The organism is Paraburkholderia sp. BR14320 (assembly GCF_040948665.1).
In the GTDB taxonomy this organism is placed as follows: Bacteria; Pseudomonadota; Gammaproteobacteria; order Burkholderiales; family Burkholderiaceae; genus Paraburkholderia; species Paraburkholderia youngii.
In genome coordinates this window covers 209,770-235,012 of record NZ_JBFPKG010000006.1, presented here as the reverse complement: position 1 = coordinate 235,012, position 25,243 = coordinate 209,770, and the positions used below count along the sequence as shown (strand labels likewise).

Genomic DNA, 25,243 nt, shown 5'->3' with positions numbered 1-25,243 from the left:
CCATGTTCGCCGACGTACGGAAAATCGCCGCGCTCGCGTGGCCCGTATTGATCGGCCAACTGGCCATCATCGCGTTCGGCGTGATCGACACGGCGATGGTCGGACGCTATTCGGCCGTCGATCTGGCCGCTCTCGGGCTCGGCTCGTCGATCTACGTCTCGGTCTATATCGGCCTGACCGGCATCCTGACCGCGCTGCAGCCGATTACCGCGCAACTGTACGGCGCGCGCCGCTACGGCGAGATCGGCGAAGAGGTGCGCCAGTCATGGTGGCTCGCCGCCGCGCTGACGGTGATCGGCTTTCTGATCCTGTTCTTCCCCGGGCCGCTGTTGTCGTTGTCGCACGTGCCCGACGCGCTGCACGAGCGCACGCTCGCGTATCTGCGGATTCTCGCGTTCGGGCTGCCCGCCGGCCTCGCGTTCCGGGTCTACAGTTCCGTTGCCAATGCGCTCGGCAAACCGCGGCTCGTGATGTTCCTGCAGATCGCCGCGCTGCTGCTGAAAATTCCGCTCAATACCTGGTTCATTTTCGGCGGCCTCGGCGTGCCGGCGCTGGGCGGTCCGGGCTGCGCGCTCGCGAGCACGCTTCTCAATTGGGCGCTCGCGGCGCTCGGCATGCTGCTGCTCGCGCGCATCGACGATTTCAAGGCGCTCGGTATCTTCACGCAGTTCTGCTGGCCGGTCTGGAAGCGCCAGGCCGCGCAACTGCGGCTCGGTATTCCGATGGGGTTGTCGTATCTGATCGAGGTCACGTCGTACACGTTCATGGCGCTCTTCATCGCGCGCTTCGGCACGACGACGCTCGCCGGGCATCAGATCGCCGGCAATATCGGCGCGGTGCTGTATATGACGCCGCTGTCGATCGGCATCGCGTCGTCGACGGTGGTCGCGCAGGCGCTAGGCGCGCATCGGCCGCAAGCGGCGCGCACGCTGTCGCGTCACGGCATCGCGATGGCGGTTGCGATCGCGTGCTGCTATGGCGCGCTCGTGCTGGTGCTGCGGCCGTATATCGTCGATGGCTATACGACGAACGCGCAGGTCGCGGCGAAGGCGTTGCCGCTGGTGCTGATCGTCGCCTGCTACCACCTGTTCGATGCTTTGCAGATCACGACCGCGTTCGTGCTGCGTGCCTACAAGGTCGCGGTCGTGCCGACCGTCATCTATGCGGTCGCGCTGTGGGGTGTGGGGCTCGGCGGCGGCTATGCGCTCGGCTTCGATACGACCGGCCTCACACCGCCCTGGCTGACCGGCGCGCGCGGATTCTGGGTCGCGAATACCGCGAGTCTCGCGATTGCCGGGGTCGGCTTGCTGGTGTATTGGCGGATCGTGAGCCAGCGCTATTTGCGCGAGACCGCTGCAGTGCGGGTCGATTCGGCTGTATGAGGCGATGGGGTCTCAGGAAGGCCCCGAACGGAATCATTCGGACGGTTAGTTGCGTCCCATCCTGGGTGAGACAAACCCGCTCCGCATCCCCTTTTCCCCTCCCCGCGCAGCCGGGCCCTCTCACGCTGCGGCCGCGGCCTGCTCTTTCTTCCCGCGCCGCGAACACGTTTCGGCAACCTGACCGATGGTGAGCGCGGTCGAGTGTTTCGACATGACGGACTCAGCTTAGGACTTCGAGTGCACTCCAAGTCAAGCGTCGGACGGTGTGATCCGTCAGCGTTACCGATTCTTTATCGCAAACGCATTATCGCGACCGGTATCGACCGATAAATCATCGGAAATAACCTGCCGCTAAAGTTTTAAAGATTGTGTGGCCGGATTTACTTGTCATCGATCGATCGGTATAAATCGACCGCTATCTCAAATCGGGCCTGCGATTTGTCCTATGCTTAAACGCAGCGCCCGCTGACAGGATAGGTCGACCGTTCCCGGCTAACTTTTTGCCCTCAATGGAGTGCTTGCCATGCTGAAAAAGCTTTTCATGCTTTGCGTCGCTGTGGCTTTGTCGCTGTCGGCCGGATTTGCCGCGGCAGTGGAAGTGAATACCGCCGATCAGGCCGCGCTCGAATCGGTCAAGGGCATCGGCCCCGTGCATGCGAAAGCGATCCTCGACGAACGCGCCAAAAACGGCCCGTTCAAGAACGCCGACGATCTCGCCGCGCGCGTGAAGGGCATCGGCCAGAAGTCGGTCGAGAACCTCGAAGCGGCCGGACTGACGATCAACGGCTCGTCGGCGCCGCCGACCGGCGCGAAGACGTCGACCAGGTCGACCACGAAAACGACGCCAGCGGCTCCCGCGGCAACCACCGGGGCCGCGCCCGCCGCCACGACAGCAGCGCCGGCCGCGGCCGCTCCCGCGTCGGCCGGGAAGCCGTCGAAGTCGAAGAAGAAGGCCGCTGCATCAGAAGCGGCGACTGCTGCGGCGCCGGCCGCCGCGGCAGCTAGCGCACCGGCCGAAGCATCCGGCACCAAGGCTTCGAAGAAGAAAACGAAGAAGAGCAACGCGGCATCCGCCGCGGCCGCGTCCGGCGCTTGAGGCCGGCGGGCTGCCGCCCTTGCGTTTCACCGCGACGCGCAACCGCGCGTCGTCGTCACCCGCCCGGCCGTCATGCACGCGCCGGCATTCAAGAGAGACCGTCATGAGCCTACTCGACACCATCGGTTCCCTGCTTGGCAAATCGCCAGAAGGCGGCGGCCAGCAAGCGCTGATCGCAGCCGCGCTCGAATTCGTCAATAACCAGCCTGGCGGCCTGAACGGCCTGATCCAGCGCTTCCAGGAAAAGGGCCTCGGCGACGTCGTGTCGTCGTGGGTCGGCAACGGCGAAAACCAGCCGATCGCGCCCGACGCGCTGCATAACGTGCTCGGCTCCGAGGCCGTCAGCGGCCTCGCCGCCAAGGCCGGCGTGCAGCCGGATCAGGTGACGGGGCTGCTGTCGCAGATCCTGCCGCACGTCGTCAACGCGGCGACGCCGGAAGGCGAGGTGCCGGCCGATGGCAAGCTGAACGCGACCACGGTGCTCGGCGCGCTCGGCGGCCTGTCGGCGCTGCTCGGCAACAAGGGCAACGCTTGAACACGCTGTGCGCGATGCGCTGATAGCGGCCCAAGCTGCCGGTCGAGGTCGACGCCCGGTTTGAAAACGGCGGGCAAAAGAAAACCGGCAACGAAGTCGCCTTCGTTGCCGGTTTCTTCACGTTGGCGGGAACGGCTCGACCGCCGCCGCCCCGTCACGTCATCAGGCCATCGCGCTCAGTGCACGACGCGTTCGAACCGCAGCTGGCCGTCGTCCACTTCGACCGGAATCACATCCTTCGGACCGAACTTGCCGGCCAGAATCAGCTTCGCGATCGGGTTCTCGATCTCCTGCTGGATCGCGCGCTTCAGCGGCCGCGCACCGAACAGCGGGTCGTAGCCGACCTTGCCGATGTGCTCGAGCGCCGCGTCCGATACCACCAGCTGCATGTCGAGCTTCGCGAGCCGCTCGTGCAGACGCTGCAACTGGATCCGCGCGATCGACTGGATGTTCGAGCGGTCGAGCGCATGGAACACGACGACGTCGTCGATCCGGTTCAGGAACTCGGGCCGGAAGTGCAGCTTCACCTCTTCCCACACCGCGTCCTTGATCGCTTCCTGCGACTCGCCGACCATCGCCTGGATCACCTGCGAACCGAGGTTCGAGGTCATCACGATCACCGTGTTCTTGAAGTCGACGGTGCGGCCCTGGCCATCTGTCATGCGGCCGTCGTCGAGCACCTGCAGCAGCACGTTGAACACGTCCGGATGGGCCTTCTCGATTTCGTCGAGCAGGATCACGCTATACGGCTTGCGGCGCACGGCCTCGGTTAGATAACCGCCCTCCTCGTAGCCGACGTATCCCGGCGGCGCGCCGATCAGTCGCGCGACGCTGTGCTTCTCCATGAACTCGCTCATGTCGATACGGATCAGGTGCTCTTCCGAGTCGAACAGGAACGACGCCAACGCCTTGCACAGCTCGGTCTTGCCGACGCCGGTCGGCCCCAGGAACAGGAACGATCCGTACGGACGGTTCGGGTCCGACAGACCCGCGCGTGAGCGGCGGATCGCATCGGCGACCGCGCTGATCGCCTCGTCCTGGCCGACCACGCGCTCATGCAGCTTCGACTCGATCTGCAGCAGCTTTTCGCGCTCGCCTTGCATCATGCGCGACACCGGAATACCGGTTGCCCGCGACACGACCTCGGCGATTTCTTCCGCACCGACCTGCGTGCGCAACAGACGCGGACGCTTCGGACTGTTCTGCTCCTCGGCTTCGGCGCGTGTGACTTCCTTCAACTGCGCTTCGAGCCCCGGCAGCTTGCCGTACTGCAGTTCCGCGACCTTCTCGAGCTTGCCCTCGCGCTGCAGACGCACAATTTCCGCGCGCGTCTTCTCGATCTCTTCCTTCAACTGCGCGCTGCCCTGGACCGCTGCTTTTTCGGCGGTCCAGATTTCTTCGAGGTCCGAATATTCGCGGTTCAGGCGCTCGATTTCCTCTTCGATCAGCTGCAGACGCTTCTGCGACGCTTCGTCCTTCTCCTTCTTCACCGCTTCGCGTTCGATCTTCAGCTGGATCAGACGACGGTCGAGCCGGTCCATCTCCTCCGGCTTCGAGTCGATTTCCATCTTGATCTTCGAGGCGGCTTCGTCGATCAGATCGATCGCCTTGTCCGGCAGGAAGCGGTCCGTGATGTAGCGATGCGACAGCTCCGCCGCCGCGACGATCGCCGGGTCGGTGATGTCGACGCCGTGGTGCAATTCATAGCGCTCCTGCAAACCGCGCAGGATCGCGATGGTCGCCTCGACCGACGGTTCGTCCACCAGCACCTTCTGGAAGCGGCGCTCGAGCGCGGCATCCTTCTCGATGTACTTGCGGTATTCGTCGAGCGTGGTCGCGCCGACGCAATGCAGCTCGCCGCGCGAGAGCGCCGGCTTCAGCATGTTGCCCGCGTCCATCGCGCCTTCGGCCTTGCCGGCGCCGACCATCGTATGAATCTCGTCGATGAAGACGATGGTTTGCCCTTCGTCTTTCGCGATGTCGTTGAGCACGGCCTTCAGGCGCTCCTCGAACTCGCCGCGATATTTGGCGCCCGCGAGCAGCGCGGCCATGTCGAGCGACAGCACGCGCTTGTTCTTCAGCGTTTCCGGCACTTCACCATTGACGATCCGTTGCGCGAGCCCTTCGACGATCGCGGTCTTGCCCACACCCGGCTCGCCGATCAGCACCGGGTTGTTCTTGGTGCGGCGTTGCAGGATCTGGATGGAACGGCGGATTTCGTCGTCGCGGCCGATCACCGGGTCGAGCTTGCCGGCGCGGGCGCGCTCGGTCAGGTCGATCGTGTATTTCTTCAGCGCTTCGCGCTGGCTTTCGGCGTCCTGGCTATGCACCTGCGAGCCGCCGCGCACCGCGGCGATCGCGGTTTCGAGCGCCTTGCGCGACAAGCCGTGCTCGCGCGCGAGACGGCCCACGTCGCCCTTATCGTCGGCGACCGCGAGCAGGAACATTTCGCTCGCGATGAACGTGTCGTTGAGCTTCTGCGCTTCCTTGTCGGCCTGATTCAACAGACCGGTCAGTTCACGGCCGATCTGCACGTTGCCGTCGGTGCCGTGCACTTGGGGCAGTCGCGTGATCGCGTCGTTCAGTGCGGTCTGTAGAGGTTGTACATGCACGCCGGCGCGCGATAGCAGCGAGCGGGCGGAGCCGTCCTGCTGCGCGACGAGTGCCGCGAGCACGTGGACGGGTTCGATGTACTGATTGTCGTGGCCAACCGCCAGACTCTGGGCGTCAGCGAGCGCTTCCTGGAATTTAGTGGTGAGTTTGTCGATTCTCATCAAGAGACCTCCAATTTCGATTACCACCAAAATGAGGCGATTTATTAGGGTTTCAAGCGCTTTTTTGGCCTCGGTCGCAACTATTTAACATTTGAGCGCAAGAACTGCCGCGATCCTTCCCCCGGGGCGACCGGAGGGGTTTGCGCACCCTGGAGCCGGCCCGAGGTTCTAGCTCTTGTGGCCCAACGTCGCCGAACTGCCGCCACGCGTGCCATCCGATGCCACCGGAATCGGCAGCGGCACCCTCTGAATATTGGGTCCCAACCCGAGCAATGCCGCGAGCGCACTTTTCGGTTGCGCGACTTCGCCGATGGTAAAGCGATCGAGTTCGGCGAGAAAAGCGAGGTTCGCCGCCTGCAACGCGCCGCGCAGCCGGCAGTGCGTCGTGATGACGCAAGGCCGCTGTTGGCCCTGCCGGTCCGGCAGACAGCCGACCAGCGCGAAGTCGCTTTCCGTGACCCGCACCACGTCGCCGACGGTCAGCGACAGCGTCTGTGCGGCGAGCCGCAACCCGCCGTTGCGGCCGCGCACGGTCTCGACCCAGCCGAGTTCGCCCAGTTGCTGCACGACCTTCATCAGATGGTTCTTCGAGATCCCGTAAGCTTCCGAAATGTCGTGGATCGTCGATAATCCGTCGCCCCGCACCGCGAGGTACAGCAGCACGCGCAGCGCGTAATCCGTATAGTCGGTAAGTCTCATAGGTCCTGGTATAGCTTGAAAAGCTGCGAGCAAGTGCGTTGAACGTGCCCGAAAACCGCGTCGACGCAAGGGTTGCGGTGAACCTGCGCCGCGCCCTAACATCACTGGCTGGCGGCGTCGTTCCTCGAATCGCGTTGCAAAACTGTATCGGATAGCAATAGTAGCTTTTTCCGCATCAACCGTTTGTTAGAAAAACGGGGGGTTCGAAGTTCAGTCAACCGCCACCGGCAAACGTATTTTTCTGGAATCCGCATGAATCCGTCTTTCCCCGCCGCGCCACCGGTCGAGCGCGCGGCCGAACCCACCGAGGCCAATATCCGCGAGCTCGTCTACGGCTTTTACGATCGGGTGCGCGCCGATCCGCTGCTGGGTCCGGTTTTCGACGCGAAGCTCGAGGGCCGCTGGGACGACCATCTGCCGAAGATGTGCACGTTCTGGAACAGCCTCGTGCTGGGTGCGAAGCAATATCGCGGCAACGTGCAGCAGGTGCATCAGCCGCTCGAAGGCATCGAGCCGCAGCACTTCAGCCGCTGGCTGTATCTGTTCCTGGATACGGTCGAATCGCGCTATCAACCGGCCGCAGCGATCCGTTTCATGGAGCCGGCACTACGGATTGCGCAGAGTCTGCAGCTGAGCCGTTACGGCTGGGATTACAAGATTCCGGCGGAGCAGCAGGCGCTGCTCGAGCGGGTGGCGCCGAAGCGTCGGCCCCGCGATGCTGACGACGATGGCGAGCATCCGTCGCGGCCGGCTGGGGAGCCGTTTCCGGTGCCGATCATCGGACGCTCAAGGGATCAGTGAACGTCGGTCGGCGCCGACGCGCCTGACACAAACACGCCGCGTGCGCCACCGCAGCGCCGCGGCCCGCGGTTCGGCTACTCCGCAGTCTGGTTCCCCGATTCGACGCCCCAGCGCGCGAGCGCGGCATCGTCGGTCACGCGCGCGTCGACCCAGCGCTCGCCCGCGTCGGTTTTCTCTTTCTTCCAGAACGGCGCTTCGGTCTTCAGATAGTCCATCACGAATTCGCACGACGCAAACGCATCGCCGCGATGCGCGGCCGTCGTCGCAACAAGCACGATCTGATCGAGCGGATAAAGCTTGCCGACACGATGCACGATCAGCACCTCGATGCCCGGCCAGCGTTCGCGCGCACGCTCAACGATAGCCTCGAGCGACTTCTCCGTCATGCCCGGATAGTGTTCGAGCTCCATCGTCTCGACCGCGCTGCCCTCGTTCAGGTCGCGCACGGTGCCGACGAAGCACGCGATCGCGCCGATCCTCGGATTGCGCGCGCGCAGCGCGGCCACCTCGGCGCTGAGGTCGAAGTCTTCGGTCTGGACGCGAACGGGCATGGACGACTCCTGAGGGCTTGTGACGCTGGCGTGGACGTGATGATGGGCTTGTGCCCGGCTCAGCCGCCGGTGACGGGCGGAAAGAACGCGACCTCGCAGCCCTCGGTGATACGCGTGCTCGCGTCGGTCATCACGTGGTTGCAGGCCATGCGCAGCGCGCGGCCTTCGGCAAGCGTCTCGGCCCAGATGCCGCCACGCACGCGCAGCCACGCGCGCACGTCGCCGACGGTCGCGATGCCGTCGGGCACCTCGACGGTTTCGTCGGAGGTATTGAGCGCTTCACGTACGCTCGCAAAGTATCGAAGTTCAATCTTCATCGGGATACCGCCGGTTTGTGCCGCGCATGCGGTGCATGCCGCGGATAGCCGGCCTCAGTTCAGCAGTTCGGAAAACGGAATGAAGCGCACGGTTTCGCCGGCGCTGATCGCGTGGTTCGGCGGATTGTCGATCAGGCCGTCGCCCCACACGGTCGAAGTCAACACGGCCGAGCTCTGATTGGCAAACAGATCCAGCCCGCCCGCTGCGTTGACGCGCGCGCGCAGGAATTCGTTGCGGCGATCGGCCTTGCCCTGCGTGAAGTCGGCGCGCAGCGACAACGCGCGCGGCGCGACCGTCTGCACCCCGGCCAGCCGCAGAACGAACGGACGCACGAACAGCAGGAACGTGACGAAGCTCGACACCGGATTGCCGGGCAGGCCGATGAAAAACGTTTCCGCCGTGCCCCCCGCGCCACGGCGCACCGCGCCGAACGCGAGCGGCTTGCCCGGCTTCATGGCGATCTGCCACATCGACAGACGCCCTTCGGCCTCGACCGCCGGCTTCACATGATCCTCCTCGCCGACCGACACGCCGCCGCAGGTGAGAATCAGATCGTGCGCCTCAGCGGCCTCGCGCAGGGTTGCGCGGGTCGCGTCGAGCTGATCGGCGACGATGCCGTAGTCGGTCACGTCGCAGCCGAGCTTCTCGAGCAGGCCACGCAGCGTAAAGCGATTCGAGTTGTAGATCGCGCCGGGCTTCAGCGGCTCGCCTGGCATCGTCAGTTCGTCGCCGGTGAAAAACACGGCGACCTTCACGCGCCGGCGCACCTCGAGCCGCGCACATCCGACCGACGCGGCAAGCCCCAACGCCTGCGGCGTGAGCCGCGTGCCGGCCGGCAGGATCACCGAGCCTGCGCGAATATCGGCGCCCTGCGCGGTGATCCACTCGCCCGCCTGCGGACGATGCACGATCGTCACTTCGTCGCCGGCCGCCTCGGTCTGTTCCTGCATCACGACCGCGTCCGCGCCAGCGGGCACCGTCGCACCGGTGAAGATGCGTGCCGCGCTATTGGGCGCGAGCGGCGCCGGTGCATGGCCGGCCGGAATCCGTTGCGAGACCGGCAGGCGGCTGCCGTGCGCGAGATCGGCGATACGAACCGCGTAGCCGTCCATCGCGCTCGTGTGCATCGGCGGCACGTCGAGCGGCGACGTGACGTCGGTGGCGAGCACGCGATTCAGCGCGTCGAGCGTCGGCAGCGTTTCGATACCGTCGATCGCGCGGGCGGCGTCGAGCAGGATGGCCAACGCATCGGCAGTGGCGAGCATCGGGGCGCGGGGCGTGGGTGTGGACATCGGGATGTGTCGAAGCCGCAGGTTAAAAGAACATTGTAGCGGCCGATGCCGTTAGCCTGGGCGGCCGGGCGTCATGGAGAGCTTTTTGTGATTTTCGCTGCGTGGCCGCCGAGGGTGCGGCCAGCGTTTTTTCGTAGTGCGGGCGTGGGAGTCGATTAACGCGAATCGACACGGCCGCGGGATGCCGCGTGAGCCGAAAACGGCCCGCGCGGCCCGTTTGACGTCGCCGGTCGCCCTTATGCGCCGGTATTCGCGACGATGAAGTCCTTCACCTTCTGCGCATCCGCGGGCACGACCTCGAAGCGCTGCGGCAGCGCTTCGAGTCCCGAGAACGCCGCCGGCCGCTCCGGTTCGCGCAGCAGCGCTTCGCGGATCGTCTCGCCGAACTTGATCGGCTGCGCGGTCTCGAGCACGATCATCGGAATGCCCGGTTGCAAATGCTCGCGCGCGACCTTCACGCCGTCGGCCGTGTGCGTGTCGATCATCGTGTCGTAGCGCTGGAACACGTCGCGGATCGTTTCGACGCGGGTGTCGTGGCTGCTGCTGCCGGACACGAAACCGAACTCCCTCACGCGCGCGAAGTCGCCGCTCGCCGCGAGGTCGAAACCGCCCTTCTCCTCGACGTCGCGGAACAGTTGCAGCACGCGCGCCGGATCGCGGCCGAGCAGGTCGTACACGAAACGCTCGAAGTTCGACGCCTTCGAGATGTCCATGCTCGGGCTGCTCGTGTGATACGTCTCGGCTGCCTTGCGCACCCGGTAGATGCCGGTGCGGAAGAACTCGTCGAGCACGTCGTTCTCATTGGTCGCGACGACGAGCTTCTCGATCGGCAGACCCATCATGCGCGCGATATGACCCGCGCACACGTTACCGAAGTTGCCCGACGGCACCGTGAACGACACACGCTCGTCGTTCGACTTCGTCGCGGCAAAGTAGCCCTTGAAGTAGTAGACGACCTGCGCGACGACGCGCGCCCAGTTGATCGAATTCACCGTGCCGATCTTGTACTTCGCCTTGAACGCGTGGTCGTTCGACACCGCCTTCACGATGTCCTGCGCGTCGTCGAACACGCCTTCCACCGCGAGATTGAAGATGTTCGGGTCTTGCAGGCTGTACATCTGCGCGGTCTGGAACGCGCTCATCTTTTTGTGCGGCGACAGCATGAACACGCGGATGCCCTTCTTGCCGCGCATCGCGTATTCAGCGGCGCTGCCGGTATCGCCCGAGGTCGCGCCGAGAATGTTCAGCGTTTCGCCGTGCTTCGCGAGCGCGTACTCGAACAGGTTGCCGATCAGCTGCATCGCCATGTCCTTGAACGCGAGCGTCGGCCCGTTCGACAGTTCGAGCAGCGACAGCGGCGCGCCGTCTTCGACGCCGAGCGTCTTCAGCGGCGTGATCTGCGCGGCGCTTTCGTCGTCGCGCACGTTGCAGTAGGTCGCGGCCGTGTAGGTCTTGCGCGTCAGCGCGCGCAGATCGTCGGCGGGGATGTCGTCGCAGAACTTCGACAGGATTTCGAACGCGAGATCCGCGTACGGCAGCGTGCGCCAGCGCGTGAGTTCGTCCGCGGTGATGCGCGGATATTCGGCCGGCAGATACAGTCCGCCGTCTTTCGCGAGACCGCCGAGCAGGATGTCGGAGAAGGTATGGCGCTCGCCGGCTCCGGCGCCGCGCGTGGAGAGGTAGTTCATAGTTCGGCCTAGTTCAGCGCTTCCATGCGCAGCTTCGTGACTTGCGAGACGACGGTCTCGAGCCCTTCGATCGACTTGATCGCGGCGTTGACCTGCTTTTCGACCGTCTCGTGCGTAATCAGCAGGATGTCGGTTTCGCCCTTGCCGTTCGCGTCGACGAGTTCCGATTCCTTTTGCAGCAGCGCGTCGATCGAAATGCCGGTGTCCGCCAGAATGCGCGTGATGTCGGCGAGCACGCCGGTCACGTCGGCGACGCGCAGGCGCAGGTAGTAGCCGCTCGTGACTTCTTCGATCGGCAGGATCGGCGTGTTCGACAGGCTGTCCGGCTGGAACGCCAGATGCGGCACGCGATGCTCGGGGTCGGCCGTGTGCAGACGAGTCACGTCGACCAGATCGGCGACCACCGCGGAAGCCGTCGGCTCCGCGCCCGCGCCCTTGCCGTAGTACAGTGTCGTGCCGACCGCGTCGCCGTGCACGACGACCGCGTTCATGGCGCCTTCCACATTCGCGAGCAGGCGCTTTTCCGGAATCAGCGTGGGATGCACGCGCAGTTCGATGCCTTTATCGGTGCGCCGCGTGATGCCGAGCAGCTTGATGCGATAGCCGAGTTCCTCGGCGTATTTGATGTCGATCGCGGCGAGCTTGCTGATGCCTTCGACGTACGCGCGGTCGAACTGCACCGGCACGCCGAACGCGATCGCGCTCATGATCGTCGCCTTGTGCGCGGCGTCGACGCCTTCGATGTCGAAGGTCGGGTCCGCTTCCGCGTAGCCGAGCTCCTGTGCGGCCTTCAGCGCGGTGGCGAAATCGAGCCCGCGGTCGCGCATCTCCGACAGGATGTAGTTCGTCGTACCGTTGATGATGCCGGCGATGTACTGGATACGGTTCGCCGTCAGCCCTTCACGCAACGCCTTGATGATCGGAATGCCGCCCGCCACCGCCGCTTCGAACGCGACCATCACGCCGTTCGCGCGCGCCGCCTGGAAGATCTCCGTGCCATGTACGGCGAGCAGCGCCTTGTTGGCGGTGACCACGTGCTTGCCGTTGTTGATCGCGCGCAGTACGAGGTCGCGCGCAATGCCGGTGCCGCCGATCATTTCCGCCACGATCGCGATCGACGGATCGTCGACGACCGCGTTGAAGTCATCGGTCAGCGCTACGCTGCCGGCTTCGCCGCCGAGCGCCGCGGTCGCCTTGGCCGGGTTGCGCACGGCGATGCGCGCAATCTCGATGCCGCGACCCGCGCGACGTTTGATTTCTTCCTGATTGCGGCGCAGTACCGTGAAGGTGCCTCTGCCTACCGTGCCGAAGCCCAGCAGTCCAACTTTGATCGGTTCCATGCAGCGTGTGTTTCTAATAGAGGTTTGAAAAGGGTGTCAAGGGTGGCACGAGCGGCGCGCCTGATGCGCCACGTCACGCGCCACATCGTACGCGAGGGCGGTTCAGGCTGTGTGACGCTTGCGGTAGCCATCGAGGAAGCGCGCGATCCGGTTGATCGAATCCGCGAGGTCGTCGACGTTCGGCAGGAACACGACGCGGAAGTGATCCGGCGTCTTCCAGTTGAAGCCGGTGCCCTGCACGAGCAGCACGCGCTCTTCGAGCAGCAGGTCGAGGATGAACTGCTGGTCGTTCTGGATCGGATACACCTTCGGGTCGAGGCGCGGGAACATGTAGAGCGCCGCTTCCGGTTTCACGCAGCTTACACCGGGGATCGCGGTCAGCATGTCATAGGCGAGTTCGCGCTGCTTGTACAGGCGCCCGCTCGGCACGATCAGGTCGTTGATGCTCTGATAGCCGCCGAGCGCGGTCTGGATCGCATACTGGCCGGGCACGTTCGGACACAGCCGCATCGACGCGAGGATGCCGAGGCCTTCCAGATAGTCTTTCGCGAGCCGGCGGTTCTCGCCGGTCAGGCCCGAAATGGCCATCCAGCCGGCACGGTAGCCGCACGAGCGGTAGCTCTTCGACAGGCTGTTGAACGTGACAGTCAGCACGTCTTCGGACAGCGACGCCATCGACGTGTGCTTCTTGCCGTCGTAGATGATCTTGTCGTACACCTCGTCGGCGAAGATCACGAGGCCGTGCTGGCGCGCGATCTCGATCAGGCCGAGCAGCAGTTCGTCCGAATACAGCGCGCCGGTCGGGTTGTTCGGGTTGATCACGACGAGCGCGCGCGTGTTCGGCGTGATTTTCGCGCGGATGTCGTCGAGGTCCGGCATCCAGCTATTCGACTCGTCGCAGATGTAGTGCACCGGCGTGCCGCCCGCGAGGCTCACGCCGGCGGTCCACAGCGGGTAGTCGGGCGCGGGCAGCAGCACTTCGTCGCCGTCGTTGACGAGGCCCTGCAGCGCCATCACGATCAGCTCGGACGCGCCGTTGCCGATGTAGATGTCGTCGAGCTCGACGCCGTGCACGCCCTTTTGCTGCGTGTAGTGCATGATCGCCTTGCGCGCGGCGAACACGCCCTTCGAATCGGAGTAGCCCGACGAGCTGGGCAGATTCAGGATCATGTCCTGAATGATTTCATCGGGCGCCTCGAAACCGAACGGCGCCAGATTGCCGATGTTCAGCTTGATGATGCGGTGGCCCTCTTCTTCGAGCCGCTTCGCGTGTTCGAGGACGGGCCCGCGAATGTCGTAGCAGACATTCAACAATTTATTGGATTTGAGAATCGGTTTCACGGCGGGCACTTCATCTGGTTGATGGCTGGGGGCAAACCTCGGGCAAACGGGGCCCGGCTGACGGCGCCGGGCCGCTCGGATTCACCGATACTGGAATTCGGACGCGGCGGCGCCACCAAAGGCGGCCAACTGCGAAATGGGGTCGAACTGTCGAGCGGCTACGGCTTTCCGGGTTCCGGCGCGGGGAAAAAACGCAGCGAAAGCGGGCGATGCCAGCACAGGTAGCCGGTGGGCCACGCCGATGTGCCCAGCGCAGCTTGTGGCGGCACTTGAGCGAGGGGCGCCGCAAGGCGGCTAAAAAGTTATAATTTAGCGGATTTTGGCCGACTTCCGCAATGCACCACCCGCAACGGCAAGCCTTTTCGGCCTTCTCGTGTGTCACACGCGTCGAACCGCGCGGCCTGTGCGACGTGCATCCAGGCCGGCCATACGCATGACGTCTCACGACGACTTCGGAAAACCAATTTGAAATTACATCAGGATTCCAGCGGCGCACTGAATACCGTTACCGGCTACGGCGCCGACTACGTCGAAATCAATCTGGTGCGTCACGCGGGCAGTCTGCTCGTGCTGCCGGACGCGCCGGTCATTCCCTGGCCCGTCTCGTCGTTCGAGCAGCTGAGCGCCGAGCATTTCGCGATGCTGGTCGACGCCGCGCCCGAAGTGGTCGTGTTCGGCAGCGGCGAGCGGCTGCGCTTTCCGCACCCGAGGCTGACCGCCGCACTCACCGCGAAACGCATCGGCGTCGAAACGATGGACTTCAAGGCCGCCTGCCGCACCTACAACATTCTGATGGCCGAGGGCCGCAAGGTCGCGGCCGCGTTGCTGATCGAAGCCTGAGCGGGCCCGGCGCCGGCGCATCCCGCGCGAGCCGGCGCCCGGCCGGCCCCGTTCTGGCCCCCGCGCCGCGCCTGCGCGCGCGTCGTCGATAACAAGAAGGGTTGATATTTCATGAACGATACGCCGTCGAGGCTACCGCTCAACCGCACCGCCATCCTGTTGCTGGTGCTGGTTCTCGCCGTGATCTGGTTCGTGCCGCTCGGCTGGCGCCATCTGCTGCCGAGCGACGAAGGCCGCTACGCCGAAATGGCGCGCGAAATGTTCCTGACCGGCGACTGGATCACGCCGCGCTACAACGCCTACAAGTACTTCGAGAAGCCGCCGCTGCAAACCTGGGCGAACGCGCTGACGTTCGCGTGGTTCGGCATCGGCGAATGGCAGGCGCGCCTCTATACCGCGCTGACGGGCTTCGCCGGCGTGCTGCTGATCGGCTTCACCGGTGCGCGCGTGTTCAACGCGGCGACTGGCGTGTTCGCGGCGCTCGTGCTCGCCTGCGCGCCGTACTGGAACCTGATGGGCCACTTCAACACGCTCGACATGGGCCTGTCGTTCTGGATGACGCTCACGCTTTGCGCGCTGCTGCTCGCGCAGCGGCCGAACCTGCGCCCCCCGTGCGTGCGCGGCTGGATGTGGGTGTGCTGGGCGTCGATGGCGCTGGCGGTGCTCTCCAAGGGTCTCGTCGGGCTGATCCTGCCGGGCGCGGTGCTGGTTCTCTACACGCTGATTGCCCGCGACTGGGCGCTGTGGAAGCGACTGCACCTGGTGAGCGGCCTGATCGTCTTCTTCGCGATCGTCACGCCGTGGTTCGTCCTCGTGCAGCAGCGCAATCCTGAATTCCTGAACTTCTTTTTCATCGTCCAGCAGTTCAAGCGCTATCTGACGCCCGAGCAGAATCGCCCGGGCGCGTTCTACTACTTCGTGCCGGTGCTGCTGGTGGGCTTCCTGCCGTGGCTGTCGGTAACCGTGCAAAGCGTGCGCCATGCGTGGCGTCAGCCGCGTCAGCCGAACGGCTTCGCGCCGGTAACGCTGATGCTCACGTGGATCGTCTTCATCTTCCTGTTCTTCAGCGCGTCGCACTCGAAGCTGCTGTCCTACACGCTGCCGATCGCGCCGCCGATCGCAATGCTGATCGGCATGTACCTGCCGCTCGTCACGCGCGAGCAGCTGCGCCGGCATCTGGCGGGCTACGCGCTGTTTTTCGTAGTCGCCGCGTTTGCGGCGCTGTTCCTGTCGCGCCTCGGCTCGGAGCGCAATCCGGCCGCGCTGTACGCCGAGTTCCGCGTATGGGTGCTCGCCGGGCTGGCCGTGGCCTTCGTGCTCACGCTGGTCGCGTTGTGGCTGAACCGTCGCGGTGAGAATGGCGCAGGCGCCAACGCACGGGCCGGCCTCGGCAGCCTCGCCGCGTTCGGCGCGGGCTGGCTGCTGCTCGCCACGATCGCGGGCACCGGCCACGACGTGTTCGGACGCCTGAGCTCCGGCGCGCCGCTCGCGCCCGCGATCAAGGCAAAACTCGCGCAGCTGCCGCCCGACACGCCGTTCTACTCGGTCGGCGTGCTCGACCATACGCTGCCGTTCTACATCGGCCACACGATGATCATGGTCGCGCACCCGGACGAGCTCGCCTTCGGCGTGTCCGTCGAGCCGCAAAAATGGGTGCCGACGATCGACGAGTGGATCGAGCGCTGGAAGGCCGATCGCTACGCGCTCGCGCTGATCCCGCCGCCGACCTACGAGCGCCTCGTCAAGCAAGGCGTGCCGATGCAGGTGATCGCCCGCGATTCGCGTCGCGTGGTGGTGATGAAGCCGCTCGCCGACGCGACTCCCGCCGCCGCTGCCCCCGCCTCCACGCCCGCGGCAAAGCCCTAACCCTATAGAGAACCAGACCGTTCGATGAACCCGATTTCCCTCTTCTGCATCCTCGCCGGCGTCACGCTGAACGCCGGCGCGCAGCTGCTGCTCAAGGCCGGCACGAATGCCGTTGGACACTTCGAATTCACCCGTGCGAACATCCTGCCCATCGGCTTCAAGCTGGCAACCCAGCCGCCGATCATCGGCGGGCTCGCCTGCTACGTGATCAGCGTGGCGGTGTGGATCATCGGGCTCTCGCGGGTGGACGTGTCGATCGCCTATCCGATGCTGTCGCTTGGCTACGTCGTCAACGCGATCGCCGCGTGGTACCTGTTCGGCGAAGTGATGTCCGTGCAGAAGCTGGTGGGCATCGGCATCATTCTGGTCGGCGTGGTCGTGCTCGCGCGCAGCTAGGCGCGGCGCCTCGCGCAGGAACCCGCGCGGCACACGAGCCGCCTAAGCCTGACGTAAGGTAGGGCGCGGTAAGCTGCACGGTTGCGTTTTTTCCGCCGCGGCCTTGGGTTTGCGCGTAGTTTGTGGTTTACTTCGCGCCCGTCGGGCCGCGCCCCTTTCAATCGAGCGATGCATTCATGAGCCAGTCACAAGTCCCGTTTTTGCCGTTTGTCAAACCCGAGATCGACGAGGAAACGATCCAGGGCGTCGCCGACGTGCTGCGTTCCGGCTGGATCACCACCGGCCCGCAGAACCAGAAGTTCGAGGCCGCGCTGTCCGAATTCTGCGGCGGCCGCCCGGTGCGCACGTTCAATTCCGGCACGGCGACGCTCGAAATCGGCCTGCGCATCGCCGGCGTCGGTCCCGGCGACGAAGTCATCACGACGCCGGCCACCTGGGTGTCGACCTGCAACGTGATCCTCGAAACCGGCGCGACGCCGGTGTTCGCCGACATCGACCCGGTCACGCGCAACGTCGATCTCGATCTGCTCGAAAAAGCCATCACGCCGCGCACCAAGGCGCTGCTGCCGGTGTTCCTGTCCGGCTTGCCGGTCGACATGGACCGTCTGTACGCAATCGCCCGCGAGCACAAGCTGCGCGTGATCGAAGACGCCGCGCAGGCATTCGGCTCGACCTGGCGCGGCGAGCGCATCGGCAAGCTCGGCGACATCGTGTCGTTCAGCTTCCACGCGAACAAGAACCTGACCTCGGTCGAAGGCGGCGCGCTCGTGCTGAACAACGAGGAAGAAGCGGTGCTCGCGCAGAAGTACCGGCTGCAGGGCATCACGCGCACCGGCTTCGACGGCATGGACTGCGACGTGCTCGGCGGCAAGTACAACCTGACCGACGTCGCCGCGCGCGTCGGCCTCGGCCAGCTGCCGCATCTGGAGCGCTTCATCGCGCAGCGCAAGAAGCTCGCGCGCGCGTACTTCGCGCAGCTCGAAGGCGGCGCGGCCGTGAAGCTCGGCGTCGGCCTGCCCGTCGCAGACTTCGAAAACAGCAACTGGCACATGTTCCAGATCACGCTGCCGCTCGAAAAGCTGTCGATCGACCGCGCCGGCTTCATGGGCGAGCTGAAGGAGCGCGGCATCGGCTCGGGCGTGCACTACCCGGCGCTGCACCTGTTTTCCCTGTACCGTGCGCGCGGCTTCAAGGAAGGCATGTTCCCGCATGCCGAACGCTTCGGCGCCACCACCGTCACGCTGCCGCTCTTCACGCTGATGAACGAAGGCGACGTCGAGCGCGTGTGCCGCGCGGTCAACGAAATTTGCGAACACTACGGAAAGTAAGCGGACATGACTTATTCGGAACATCGCGCCGTCGCACCGGAAGTGTCGATCATCATTCCGGTGTACAACGAGGAAGCCGGACTGGCCGCGCTGTTCGCGCGCCTCTATCCGGCGCTCGATGCGCTCGGCACCGGTTATGAAGTGATCTTCATCAACGACGGCAGCCGCGACAAATCCGCGGCGCTGCTTGCCGGGCAGTTCCGCGCGCGGCCCGACACGACGCGCGTGATCCTGCTGAACGGCAACTACGGCCAGCACATGGCGATTCTCGCGGGCTTCGAGCAGTCGCGCGGCGACATCGTGATCACGCTCGACGCCGACCTGCAGAATCCGCCCGAGGAAATCGGCAAGCTCGTCGCGAAAATGCGCGAGGGCTTCGACTACGTCGGCACGATCCGTCGGCAGCGCCAGGACAGCCTGTGGCGCCGCAAGGCGTCGCGCGCGATGAATCATCTGCGCGAGCGCATCACGCGCATCAAGATGACCGACCAGGGCTGCATGCTTCGCGCGTACAGCCGTCACATCATCGATACGATCAACCGCTGCGGCGAGATCAACACGTTCATCCCCGCGCTCGCGTACACGTTCGCGCAGAATCCGGTGGAAATCGAGGTCGCGCACGAAGAACGCTTCGCCGGTGAGTCGAAGTACTCGCTGTACTCGCTGATCCGCCTGAATTTCGACCTCGTCACCGGTTTCTCGGTGGTGCCGTTGCAATGGCTGTCGTTCATCGGCGTGATCCTGTCGCTAGGCTCCGCGGCGCTGTTCGTCCTGCTGCTGATTCGGCGCTTCATCATCGGCGCGGAAGTGCAAGGTGTGTTTACGCTGTTCGCTATCACCTTCTTCCTGCTCGGCGTGATCATCTTCGCGCTCGGCCTGCTCGGTGAGTACATCGGCCGGATCTATCAGCAGGTGCGTGCGCGGCCGCGTTATCTGGTGCAGACCATTCTCGAAGAACGCGACGGCGGCGCCGTCGCCGAAGCACCGCGCCAGACCGTCGCGCAAGGCGTGCAGCCGGTGCCGGTCGCCGATCAGGGACGTCAGCCATGAAGCCGCGCGCCGTCGTATTCGCGTATCACAATGTCGGCGTGCGCTGCCTGCAGGTGCTGCTCGCGCGCGGCGTCGACGTCGCGCTCGTCGTCACGCATGAAGACAACCCGAGCGAGAACATCTGGTTCGGCAGCGTGGCATCGGTCGCGGCCGAGCACGGCATCGCCGTCGTCACGCCGGCCGATCCGAAGAGTCCGGAACTGCGCGCCGCGGTGAGCGCCGCGCGGCCGGACTTCATCTTCTCGTTCTACTACCGCCACATGCTGCCGCTCGATCTGCTCGCGATCGCCGCACGGGGCGCTTACAACATGCACGGCTCGCTGCTGCCGAAGTATCGCGGCCGCGTGCCGACCAACTGGGCGGTGCTCAACGGCGAGAGCGAAACCGGCGCGACGCTGCACGAAATGGCCGCAAAGCCCGACGCCGGCGCGATCATTGCGCAAACCCCGGTGCCGATTCTGCCCGACGACACCGCCGCACAGGTCTTCGACAAGGTCACGGTCGCGGCGGAGCAAACGCTGTGGCGGGTGCTGCCGGCGCTGCTCGCAGGCGAGGCGCCGCATCTGCCGAACGATCTCGCACACGGCAGCTACTACGGCGGGCGCAAACCGGAAGACGGCCGCATCGACTGGAGCCAGTCCGCGCAGCAGGTCTACAACCTGATCCGCGCGGTCGCGCCGCCGTATCCGGGCGCTTTCACCGATCTGAACGGCCATCGGTTCGTCGTCGCACGCGCGCGTCTGGCCGTGCCCGGCGCGCTCCGCTCGGATTTGCCCCCGGGCCTGCACGTAAGCGATAATGCCGTTTTCGCAATTTGCGGCGACGGCCGCGCGATCAACATCCACGAATTGCGGCACCAGCACGATGGCGGCGAGACTGCCGTCAGTCCGGCGAAATTCGCCCAGCTCATCCAATCTCATTCATGAAAAAAGTCCTGATTCTGGGTGTGAATGGCTTTATCGGCCATCACCTGTCCAAACGCATTCTCGAAACGACCGACTGGGAAGTGTTCGGGATGGACATGCAGACCGAACGTCTCGGCGACCTCGTCAATCATGAGCGGATGCACTTCTTCGAAGGCGACATCACGATCAACAAGGAGTGGGTCGAATATCACATCAAGAAGTGCGATGTGATCCTGCCGCTCGTCGCGATCGCCACGCCCGCAACCTATGTGAAGCAGCCGCTGCGCGTGTTCGAACTCGACTTCGAAGCGAACCTGCCGATCGTGCGTTCGGCCGTCAAGTACGGCAAGCACCTCGTGTTTCCGTCGACCTCCGAGGTCTACGGCATGTGCACGGATGAGCAGTTCGATCCGGAAGAATCGCAGCTGTCGTACGGCCCGATCAACAAGCCGCGCTGGATCTACGCGTGCTCGAAGCAGCTGATGGACCGCGTGATCTGGGGTTACGGCATGGAAGGCCTGAACTTCACGCTGTTCCGTCCGTTCAACTGGATCGGCCCGGGCCTCGACTCGATCTACACGCCGAAGGAAGGTAGCTCGCGCGTGGTCACGCAGTTCCTCGGCCACATCGTGCGCGGCGAGAACATCAGCCTCGTCGACGGCGGTGCGCAAAAGCGCGCATTCACGGATATCGACGACGGCATCAGCGCGCTGATGAAGATCATCGAGAACAAGAACGGCGTCGCCACCGGCAAGATCTACAACATCGGCAATCCGACCAACAACTTCTCGGTGCGCGAGCTCGCGCACAAGATGCTGGCACTTGCGGCCGAATTCCCTGAATACGCGGACTCGGCCAAGAAAGTACAACTGGTCGAAACGTCGTCGGGCGCGTACTACGGCAACGGCTATCAGGACGTGCAGAACCGCGTGCCGAAGATCGACAACACGAAGCAGGAACTCGGCTGGGCACCCACGTCGACTTTCGACGAAGCGCTGCGCAAGATTTTCGAAGCGTATCGCGGCCATGTCGCGGACGCCCGCGCACTCGTCGAACAGCAATAAAAGGGCGCGTCCTTGGCTCGCATCGTCCTGAAGATCGACGTCGACACGCTGCGCGGCACCCGCGAAGGCGTGCCGAATCTCGCGCGCATCTTCGACCGTTTCAAGGCGCGCGCCACCTTCCTGTTCAGCCTCGGACCCGACCACACTGGTTGGGCGATGCGCCGTGTGCTGCGGCCGGGTTTTCTGAAGAAGGTGTCGCGCACGTCGGTGGTCGAGCATTACGGCGTCAAACAGCTGATGTACGGCGTGCTGCTGCCCGGTCCGGACATCGGCGCGAAAGCCGCGGCCGAAATGCGCGCGATCCACGAAGCCGGCTTCGAGTGCGGCATCCATACGTGGGACCACGTTTACTGGCAGGACAACGTGCGCGCCAAAGATCGCGCGTGGACCGTCGCGCAGATGCAGCAGAGCCACGCGCGCTTTATCGAGGTATTCGGCGCGCCGCCCGTCACGCACGGCGCGGCGGGCTGGCAGATGAACGGCCACGCGTTCGAGCAGATCGACGCGTGGGGCATGCACTACGCGTCTGATGGTCGCGGCCACTCGCCGTATCTGCCGGTGGTCGACGGCAGGACGCTCAAGCACGTGCAGATGCCGACCACGCTGCCGACGCTCGACGAAGTGCTCGGTGTCGATGGTGTCGACACGCACAACGTCGCCGCGTGGATGCTGAAACAAACCGAAAAAAATCCGCACGACCAGGTGTTCACGCTGCACGCGGAGCTCGAAGGCCAGAAGCTCGCGCCGGTATTCGAACAGTTGCTCGAAGGCTGGCGCGCGCAGGGCCACACGTTCGCCACGATGGGCGATTACTACGCTACGCTAGACCGCGCCACGCTGCCATCGTACCCTGTTACGTGGGGCGAGATTCCGGGGCGCTCCGGCGAACTGATCGTCCAGCCCTGAAGGGCTGCGGCGCGGCGCGAAAGTCGTCGGTAAGCACGCCGCTTGCTGCCTGCCCGTTCGCCGCGTGGCCTGCCGATCGGGCAGCCGCAAGGCAACCTCAAGGCAACCGCAAGCCGCACGCTGACCGAATCCCCGAACAACAACAACCTCGACGACAGACCGGCCGACGCCGCGGCACCTAGCGACGCCGGCCCCAACCACCGGAGAACCTCGTGTCCATCGCAGTCGACCAACCCATCCCCGACTTCACCGCCGCCGCGACGGGCGGCGAAATCACGCTGTCGAAGCTGCGGGGCAAGAAGGTGGTGCTGTATTTCTATCCGAAGGACAACACGCCGGGCTGCACGACCGAAGGTCTGCAGTTCCGCGATCTGTATCCGAAGTTCAAGAAGGCCGGCGCGGAAGTGATCGGCGTGTCGCGCGACAGCTTGCGTTCGCATGACAACTTCAAGGCCAAGCTCGAACTACCCTTCCCGCTGATTTCAGATCCGGAAGAAACGCTGTGCGCGCTGTTTTCAGTCATCAAAATGAAGAAAATGTATGGCAAAGAGGTACGGGGAATCGAGCGCTCCACGTTCCTCATCGACGCCGCTGGCGTGCTGCGCCAGGAGTGGCGCGGCGTCAAGGTGCCGGGCCACGTCGACGAAATTCTGGAGGCTGTACAAGCGCTTTGATGCGCGTTATATTGGGCCGCAATGAGTGCCTGTCCACCCCATATTTTTCTCCGCTGCGCCAGTTCTGACGGCCGCTTGACCGGATCCACCGGTGCCGTTCGGAGCGTGAGGCGCAATGCGAGCATCATCGTCGAGCCGCTAGCCCCGAATGCCGGGGCGGCGGCTTTTTTAATTGCGCGCAGCCGCTCGTTCACTGGTTCGCGCGCTTCCGTCAAGGAGCCTATCGAAGACCAGGCGAACCGGCATCTCTAGACCGAATGCGCGCCTCCTCGCGCAGACTGGGTGTCCCATGAGGACATCGTCAGAATGCGACGGGCGGCGCACGATATGTGACCCGATCATTTCGAGGGAAACCATGCCTTTGCCTACTCCCCCCAGCAAGCTCGGCAATCTTTTGTCGCCTGACGAATACAAGGCCAAAGCCGTCACGCCCGCGCGCTCCACTGCGAAAAAACAGGCGCGTGAAGGGGAATCCGCAGAGTCGGCCGATTACGGCCGCGCCAATGTTGCCACCCCGATGGCGCACGCCGCCAACGCCGCCACCACGTTGTGGCCCGTGCCCGCCGTCGAATCGCCGCCCGCCGCGCAACCCGCGCCGGCGCGCGGCCGCAAGACCAGGCAGACCGCCGCGCTGTTGCAGCCGGTTCCGTCCGCGCATGCGCAGCTCGACGCCGACGCGGCCGAAGCTCAACCGGTCGTGGCACGCGCGAAGCACCCCACGGCCGAAACAGCCGCCGCACCCGCCGCGGCGACCCCGGCCGCCACGCGCAAGAAACGCGGCGCCGGCGCCGCGCCAGTCGAGGTGCAGAAGCTTTTCGTGCTCGACACCAACGTGCTGATGCACGATCCGAGCTGCCTGTTCCGCTTCGAGGAACACGACGTCTATCTGCCGATGATGACGTTGGAAGAGCTCGACAACCACAAGAAGGGGATGTCGGAAGTCGCGCGTAACGCGCGTCAGGTGAGCCGCACGCTCGACGCGCTGGTCGCGAACGCGGGCGACATCACCGACGGCATTTCGCTCGCGCGGCTGGGCAGCCGCGAGGCCTCCGGACGGCTGTTCTTCCAGACCCGGCTGACCGCGATCGAGCCCGTCGAAGGGCTGCCCGAAGGCAAGGCCGACAACCAGATCCTCGGCGTCGTGCGCGCGCTGCAGCGCGATCGCGCGGATCGGCAGGTCGTGCTGGTGTCGAAAGACATCAACATGCGCATCAAGGCGCATGCGCTCGGCCTGCCCGCCGAAGACTACTTCAACGACCAGGTGCTCGAGGACAGCGACCTGCTGTACACGGGCATCCGCGCGCTGCCGCAAGACTTCTGGACCAGGCACGCGAAGGGCATGGAAAGCTGGCAGGACACCAAAACCGGCACCACGTACTACCGTGTGACGGGTCCGCTGTGCGCATCGATGCTGGTCAACGAGTTCGTTTATCTGGAGCCGCAGAATGGCGAGCCCGCGTTTCATGCACTGGTGCGCGAGCTGAATGGCAAGACCGCGCTGCTGCAAACGCTGCGTGACTATGGCCACCACAAGAACAACGTGTGGGGAATCACGGCGCGCAATCGCGAGCAGAACTTCGCGCTGAACCTGCTGATGAATCCGGAAATCGACTTCGTCACGCTGCTCGGCCAGGCCGGCACCGGCAAGACGCTGGTCGCGCTCGCGGCGGGCCTCGCGCAGGTGCTCGACGACAAGCGCTACAACGAGATCATCGTGACCCGCGCGACCGTGCCGGTCGGCGAAGACATCGGCTTCCTGCCGGGCACCGAAGAGGAAAAGATGCAGCCGTGGATGGGTGCGTTCGACGACAACCTGGAAGTGCTGCAGAAAACCGACGACGCCGCCGGCGAATGGGGCCGCGCCGCGACCCAGGAGCTGATCCGCTCGCGCCTGAAGATCAAGAGCATGAACTTCATGCGCGGCCGCACGTTCGTCGACAAGTATCTGATCATCGACGAGGCGCAGAACCTGACGCCGAAGCAGATGAAGACGCTCGTCACGCGCGCGGGTCCGGGCACGAAGATCATCTGCCTCGGCAACATCGCGCAGATCGACACGCCTTACCTGACCGAGGGCAGTTCGGGCCTGACCTATGTGGTCGACCGCTTCAAGGGCTGGGCGCACAGCGGACACGTGACGCTCGCGCGCGGCGAGCGCTCGCGCCTCGCTGACTACGCGTCGGAGATTCTCTAGGCGTTTGCAGTTTTTTCCGGCTTTCATCGCAAGCCGCGTCCGGTTCGATCCCGGACGCGGCTTTTTTATTGCGCCGACGTTCTCCGCAGGCAACACTTAGCGCACAAACTTCAAGTAATTTATCAACAATTCTTGCGGCAGCCTTGTTGGGCGGCTACCATCCCGACATCGTCAGTGAGTAAATGGGCGCTTACCGCCCGTGC

General features: G+C 64.7%; 22 protein-coding genes. 14 read left to right on the top strand and 8 right to left on the bottom strand.

Going from position 1 to position 25,243, the window contains the following annotated elements; translation table 11 throughout:
* Positions 1 to 2 precede the first annotated feature (2 nt).
* The 3 genes from AB3X89_RS09165 to AB3X89_RS09155 all read left to right on the top strand — a co-directional run bounded on the left by AB3X89_RS09165 (position 3) and on the right by AB3X89_RS09155 (position 3,013).
* Positions 3 to 1,382: an MATE family efflux transporter gene (locus AB3X89_RS09165; protein ID WP_368582883.1), complete on the top strand. Its 1,380-nt coding sequence runs from the start codon at positions 3 to 5 to the stop codon at positions 1,380 to 1,382.
* A gap of 523 nt (positions 1,383 to 1,905) precedes the next feature.
* A complete protein-coding gene (locus AB3X89_RS09160) occupies positions 1,906 to 2,478 on the top strand; it encodes a ComEA family DNA-binding protein (protein WP_368582882.1) in 573 nt (190 codons plus the stop codon).
* 103 nt (positions 2,479 to 2,581) lie between these two features.
* Positions 2,582 to 3,013 (top strand): YidB family protein, encoded by a 432-nt coding sequence (locus AB3X89_RS09155; protein WP_176108661.1) that lies wholly within the window; start codon positions 2,582 to 2,584, stop codon positions 3,011 to 3,013.
* A gap of 176 nt (positions 3,014 to 3,189) precedes the next feature.
* Here AB3X89_RS09155 and clpB read toward each other — a convergent pair whose 3' ends face one another.
* Together clpB and AB3X89_RS09145 are read right to left on the bottom strand one after the other, a co-directional pair.
* Positions 3,190 to 5,787 (bottom strand): ATP-dependent chaperone ClpB, encoded by a 2,598-nt coding sequence (gene clpB, locus AB3X89_RS09150; RefSeq protein ID WP_368582880.1) that lies wholly within the window; start codon positions 5,785 to 5,787, stop codon positions 3,190 to 3,192.
* A gap of 168 nt (positions 5,788 to 5,955) precedes the next feature.
* Positions 5,956 to 6,486 carry an Rrf2 family transcriptional regulator gene (locus AB3X89_RS09145; RefSeq protein WP_368582879.1) on the bottom strand — a complete coding sequence of 177 codons (531 nt, stop codon included), beginning with the start codon at positions 6,484 to 6,486 and terminating at the stop codon, positions 5,956 to 5,958.
* A 252-nt stretch (positions 6,487 to 6,738) separates the two neighbouring features.
* On the opposite strand from AB3X89_RS09145, the gene AB3X89_RS09140 reads away from it, so the two are divergent.
* On the top strand, positions 6,739 to 7,287 hold the full coding sequence (locus AB3X89_RS09140) for a group III truncated hemoglobin (RefSeq protein WP_368582878.1): 549 nt from the start codon (positions 6,739 to 6,741) through the stop codon (positions 7,285 to 7,287).
* A 74-nt stretch (positions 7,288 to 7,361) separates the two neighbouring features.
* Here AB3X89_RS09140 and AB3X89_RS09135 read toward each other — a convergent pair whose 3' ends face one another.
* From AB3X89_RS09135 to AB3X89_RS09110, 6 genes are all read right to left on the bottom strand, one after another.
* Positions 7,362 to 7,838, bottom strand: a complete 477-nt coding sequence (locus AB3X89_RS09135; RefSeq protein ID WP_368582877.1) for a molybdenum cofactor biosynthesis protein MoaE — start codon at positions 7,836 to 7,838, stop codon at positions 7,362 to 7,364.
* A 59-nt stretch (positions 7,839 to 7,897) separates the two neighbouring features.
* Positions 7,898 to 8,155, bottom strand: coding sequence for a molybdopterin converting factor subunit 1 (moaD, locus tag AB3X89_RS09130; protein WP_176108666.1), 258 nt, complete (start codon positions 8,153 to 8,155; stop codon positions 7,898 to 7,900).
* Between the two features lie 54 nt (positions 8,156 to 8,209).
* A complete protein-coding gene (gene glp / locus AB3X89_RS09125; RefSeq protein ID WP_368582913.1) occupies positions 8,210 to 9,421 on the bottom strand; it encodes a gephyrin-like molybdotransferase Glp in 1,212 nt (403 codons plus the stop codon).
* A 263-nt stretch (positions 9,422 to 9,684) separates the two neighbouring features.
* Entirely contained in the window at positions 9,685 to 11,136 is a 1,452-nt protein-coding gene (thrC, locus tag AB3X89_RS09120; RefSeq protein ID WP_368582876.1) for a threonine synthase, read from the bottom strand.
* A gap of 8 nt (positions 11,137 to 11,144) precedes the next feature.
* A complete protein-coding gene (locus AB3X89_RS09115; protein ID WP_368582875.1) occupies positions 11,145 to 12,476 on the bottom strand; it encodes a homoserine dehydrogenase in 1,332 nt (443 codons plus the stop codon).
* A gap of 102 nt (positions 12,477 to 12,578) precedes the next feature.
* Entirely contained in the window at positions 12,579 to 13,826 is a 1,248-nt protein-coding gene (locus AB3X89_RS09110; protein ID WP_368582873.1) for a pyridoxal phosphate-dependent aminotransferase, read from the bottom strand.
* Between the two features lie 456 nt (positions 13,827 to 14,282).
* Between AB3X89_RS09110 and AB3X89_RS09105 the strand changes: the two genes are divergently transcribed.
* The 10 genes from AB3X89_RS09105 (at position 14,283) to AB3X89_RS09060 (ending at position 25,040) form a co-directional block, all read left to right on the top strand.
* Positions 14,283 to 14,657 carry an Mth938-like domain-containing protein gene (locus AB3X89_RS09105; RefSeq protein WP_230560588.1) on the top strand — a complete coding sequence of 125 codons (375 nt, stop codon included), beginning with the start codon at positions 14,283 to 14,285 and terminating at the stop codon, positions 14,655 to 14,657.
* 111 nt (positions 14,658 to 14,768) lie between these two features.
* Entirely contained in the window at positions 14,769 to 16,523 is a 1,755-nt protein-coding gene (locus tag AB3X89_RS09100; RefSeq protein ID WP_368582872.1) for a glycosyltransferase family 39 protein, read from the top strand.
* A 24-nt stretch (positions 16,524 to 16,547) separates the two neighbouring features.
* Positions 16,548 to 16,919 (top strand): SMR family transporter, encoded by a 372-nt coding sequence (locus AB3X89_RS09095; protein WP_013089326.1) that lies wholly within the window; start codon positions 16,548 to 16,550, stop codon positions 16,917 to 16,919.
* Between the two features lie 176 nt (positions 16,920 to 17,095).
* Entirely contained in the window at positions 17,096 to 18,247 is a 1,152-nt protein-coding gene (locus tag AB3X89_RS09090; protein ID WP_368582871.1) for a DegT/DnrJ/EryC1/StrS family aminotransferase, read from the top strand.
* Positions 18,248 to 18,253: 6 nt separating this feature from the next.
* Positions 18,254 to 19,297 carry a glycosyltransferase gene (locus AB3X89_RS09085; RefSeq protein ID WP_368582870.1) on the top strand — a complete coding sequence of 348 codons (1,044 nt, stop codon included), beginning with the start codon at positions 18,254 to 18,256 and terminating at the stop codon, positions 19,295 to 19,297.
* Complete coding sequence (locus AB3X89_RS09080) at positions 19,294 to 20,223, top strand: formyltransferase (protein ID WP_368582869.1); 930 nt, start codon at positions 19,294 to 19,296, stop codon at positions 20,221 to 20,223. Before AB3X89_RS09085 ends, AB3X89_RS09080 begins: the two co-directional genes overlap by 4 nt.
* Entirely contained in the window at positions 20,220 to 21,266 is a 1,047-nt protein-coding gene (locus tag AB3X89_RS09075) for a bifunctional UDP-4-keto-pentose/UDP-xylose synthase (RefSeq protein ID WP_176108676.1), read from the top strand. The genes AB3X89_RS09080 and AB3X89_RS09075 overlap by 4 nt, the downstream gene beginning before the upstream one ends.
* Before the next feature lie 12 nt (positions 21,267 to 21,278).
* On the top strand, positions 21,279 to 22,172 hold the full coding sequence (locus AB3X89_RS09070; protein ID WP_368582867.1) for a polysaccharide deacetylase family protein: 894 nt from the start codon (positions 21,279 to 21,281) through the stop codon (positions 22,170 to 22,172).
* Between the two features lie 212 nt (positions 22,173 to 22,384).
* On the top strand, positions 22,385 to 22,846 hold the full coding sequence (locus AB3X89_RS09065) for a peroxiredoxin (protein WP_368582865.1): 462 nt from the start codon (positions 22,385 to 22,387) through the stop codon (positions 22,844 to 22,846).
* A 355-nt stretch (positions 22,847 to 23,201) separates the two neighbouring features.
* Positions 23,202 to 25,040, top strand: coding sequence for a PhoH family protein (locus AB3X89_RS09060; RefSeq protein WP_368582864.1), 1,839 nt, complete (start codon positions 23,202 to 23,204; stop codon positions 25,038 to 25,040).
* Positions 25,041 to 25,243 lie beyond the last annotated feature (203 nt).

Bases quoted from the DNA above. Each gene is read 5' to 3' on its own strand.
- AB3X89_RS09115 (WP_368582875.1), bottom strand. From the start codon at position 12,476: ATGGAACCGATCAAAGTTGGACTGCTGGGCTTCGGCACGGTAGGCAGA.
- AB3X89_RS09160 (WP_368582882.1), top strand. From the start codon at position 1,906: ATGCTGAAAAAGCTTTTCATGCTTTGCGTCGCTGTGGCTTTGTCGCTG.
- AB3X89_RS09140 (WP_368582878.1), top strand. From the start codon at position 6,739: ATGAATCCGTCTTTCCCCGCCGCGCCACCGGTCGAGCGCGCGGCCGAA.
- AB3X89_RS09155 (WP_176108661.1), top strand. From the start codon at position 2,582: ATGAGCCTACTCGACACCATCGGTTCCCTGCTTGGCAAATCGCCAGAA.
- AB3X89_RS09075 (WP_176108676.1), top strand. From the start codon at position 20,220: ATGAAAAAAGTCCTGATTCTGGGTGTGAATGGCTTTATCGGCCATCAC.
- clpB (WP_368582880.1), bottom strand. From the start codon at position 5,787: ATGAGAATCGACAAACTCACCACTAAATTCCAGGAAGCGCTCGCTGAC.
- AB3X89_RS09100 (WP_368582872.1), top strand. From the start codon at position 14,769: ATGAACGATACGCCGTCGAGGCTACCGCTCAACCGCACCGCCATCCTG.
- AB3X89_RS09060 (WP_368582864.1), top strand. From the start codon at position 23,202: ATGCCTTTGCCTACTCCCCCCAGCAAGCTCGGCAATCTTTTGTCGCCT.
- AB3X89_RS09095 (WP_013089326.1), top strand. From the start codon at position 16,548: ATGAACCCGATTTCCCTCTTCTGCATCCTCGCCGGCGTCACGCTGAAC.
- AB3X89_RS09080 (WP_368582869.1), top strand. From the start codon at position 19,294: ATGAAGCCGCGCGCCGTCGTATTCGCGTATCACAATGTCGGCGTGCGC.
- thrC (WP_368582876.1), bottom strand. From the start codon at position 11,136: ATGAACTACCTCTCCACGCGCGGCGCCGGAGCCGGCGAGCGCCATACC.
- AB3X89_RS09165 (WP_368582883.1), top strand. From the start codon at position 3: ATGTTCGCCGACGTACGGAAAATCGCCGCGCTCGCGTGGCCCGTATTG.
- AB3X89_RS09090 (WP_368582871.1), top strand. From the start codon at position 17,096: ATGAGCCAGTCACAAGTCCCGTTTTTGCCGTTTGTCAAACCCGAGATC.
- glp (WP_368582913.1), bottom strand. From the start codon at position 9,421: ATGCTCGCCACTGCCGATGCGTTGGCCATCCTGCTCGACGCCGCCCGC.
- moaD (WP_176108666.1), bottom strand. From the start codon at position 8,155: ATGAAGATTGAACTTCGATACTTTGCGAGCGTACGTGAAGCGCTCAAT.
- AB3X89_RS09085 (WP_368582870.1), top strand. From the start codon at position 18,254: ATGACTTATTCGGAACATCGCGCCGTCGCACCGGAAGTGTCGATCATC.
- AB3X89_RS09135 (WP_368582877.1), bottom strand. From the start codon at position 7,838: ATGCCCGTTCGCGTCCAGACCGAAGACTTCGACCTCAGCGCCGAGGTG.
- AB3X89_RS09145 (WP_368582879.1), bottom strand. From the start codon at position 6,486: ATGAGACTTACCGACTATACGGATTACGCGCTGCGCGTGCTGCTGTAC.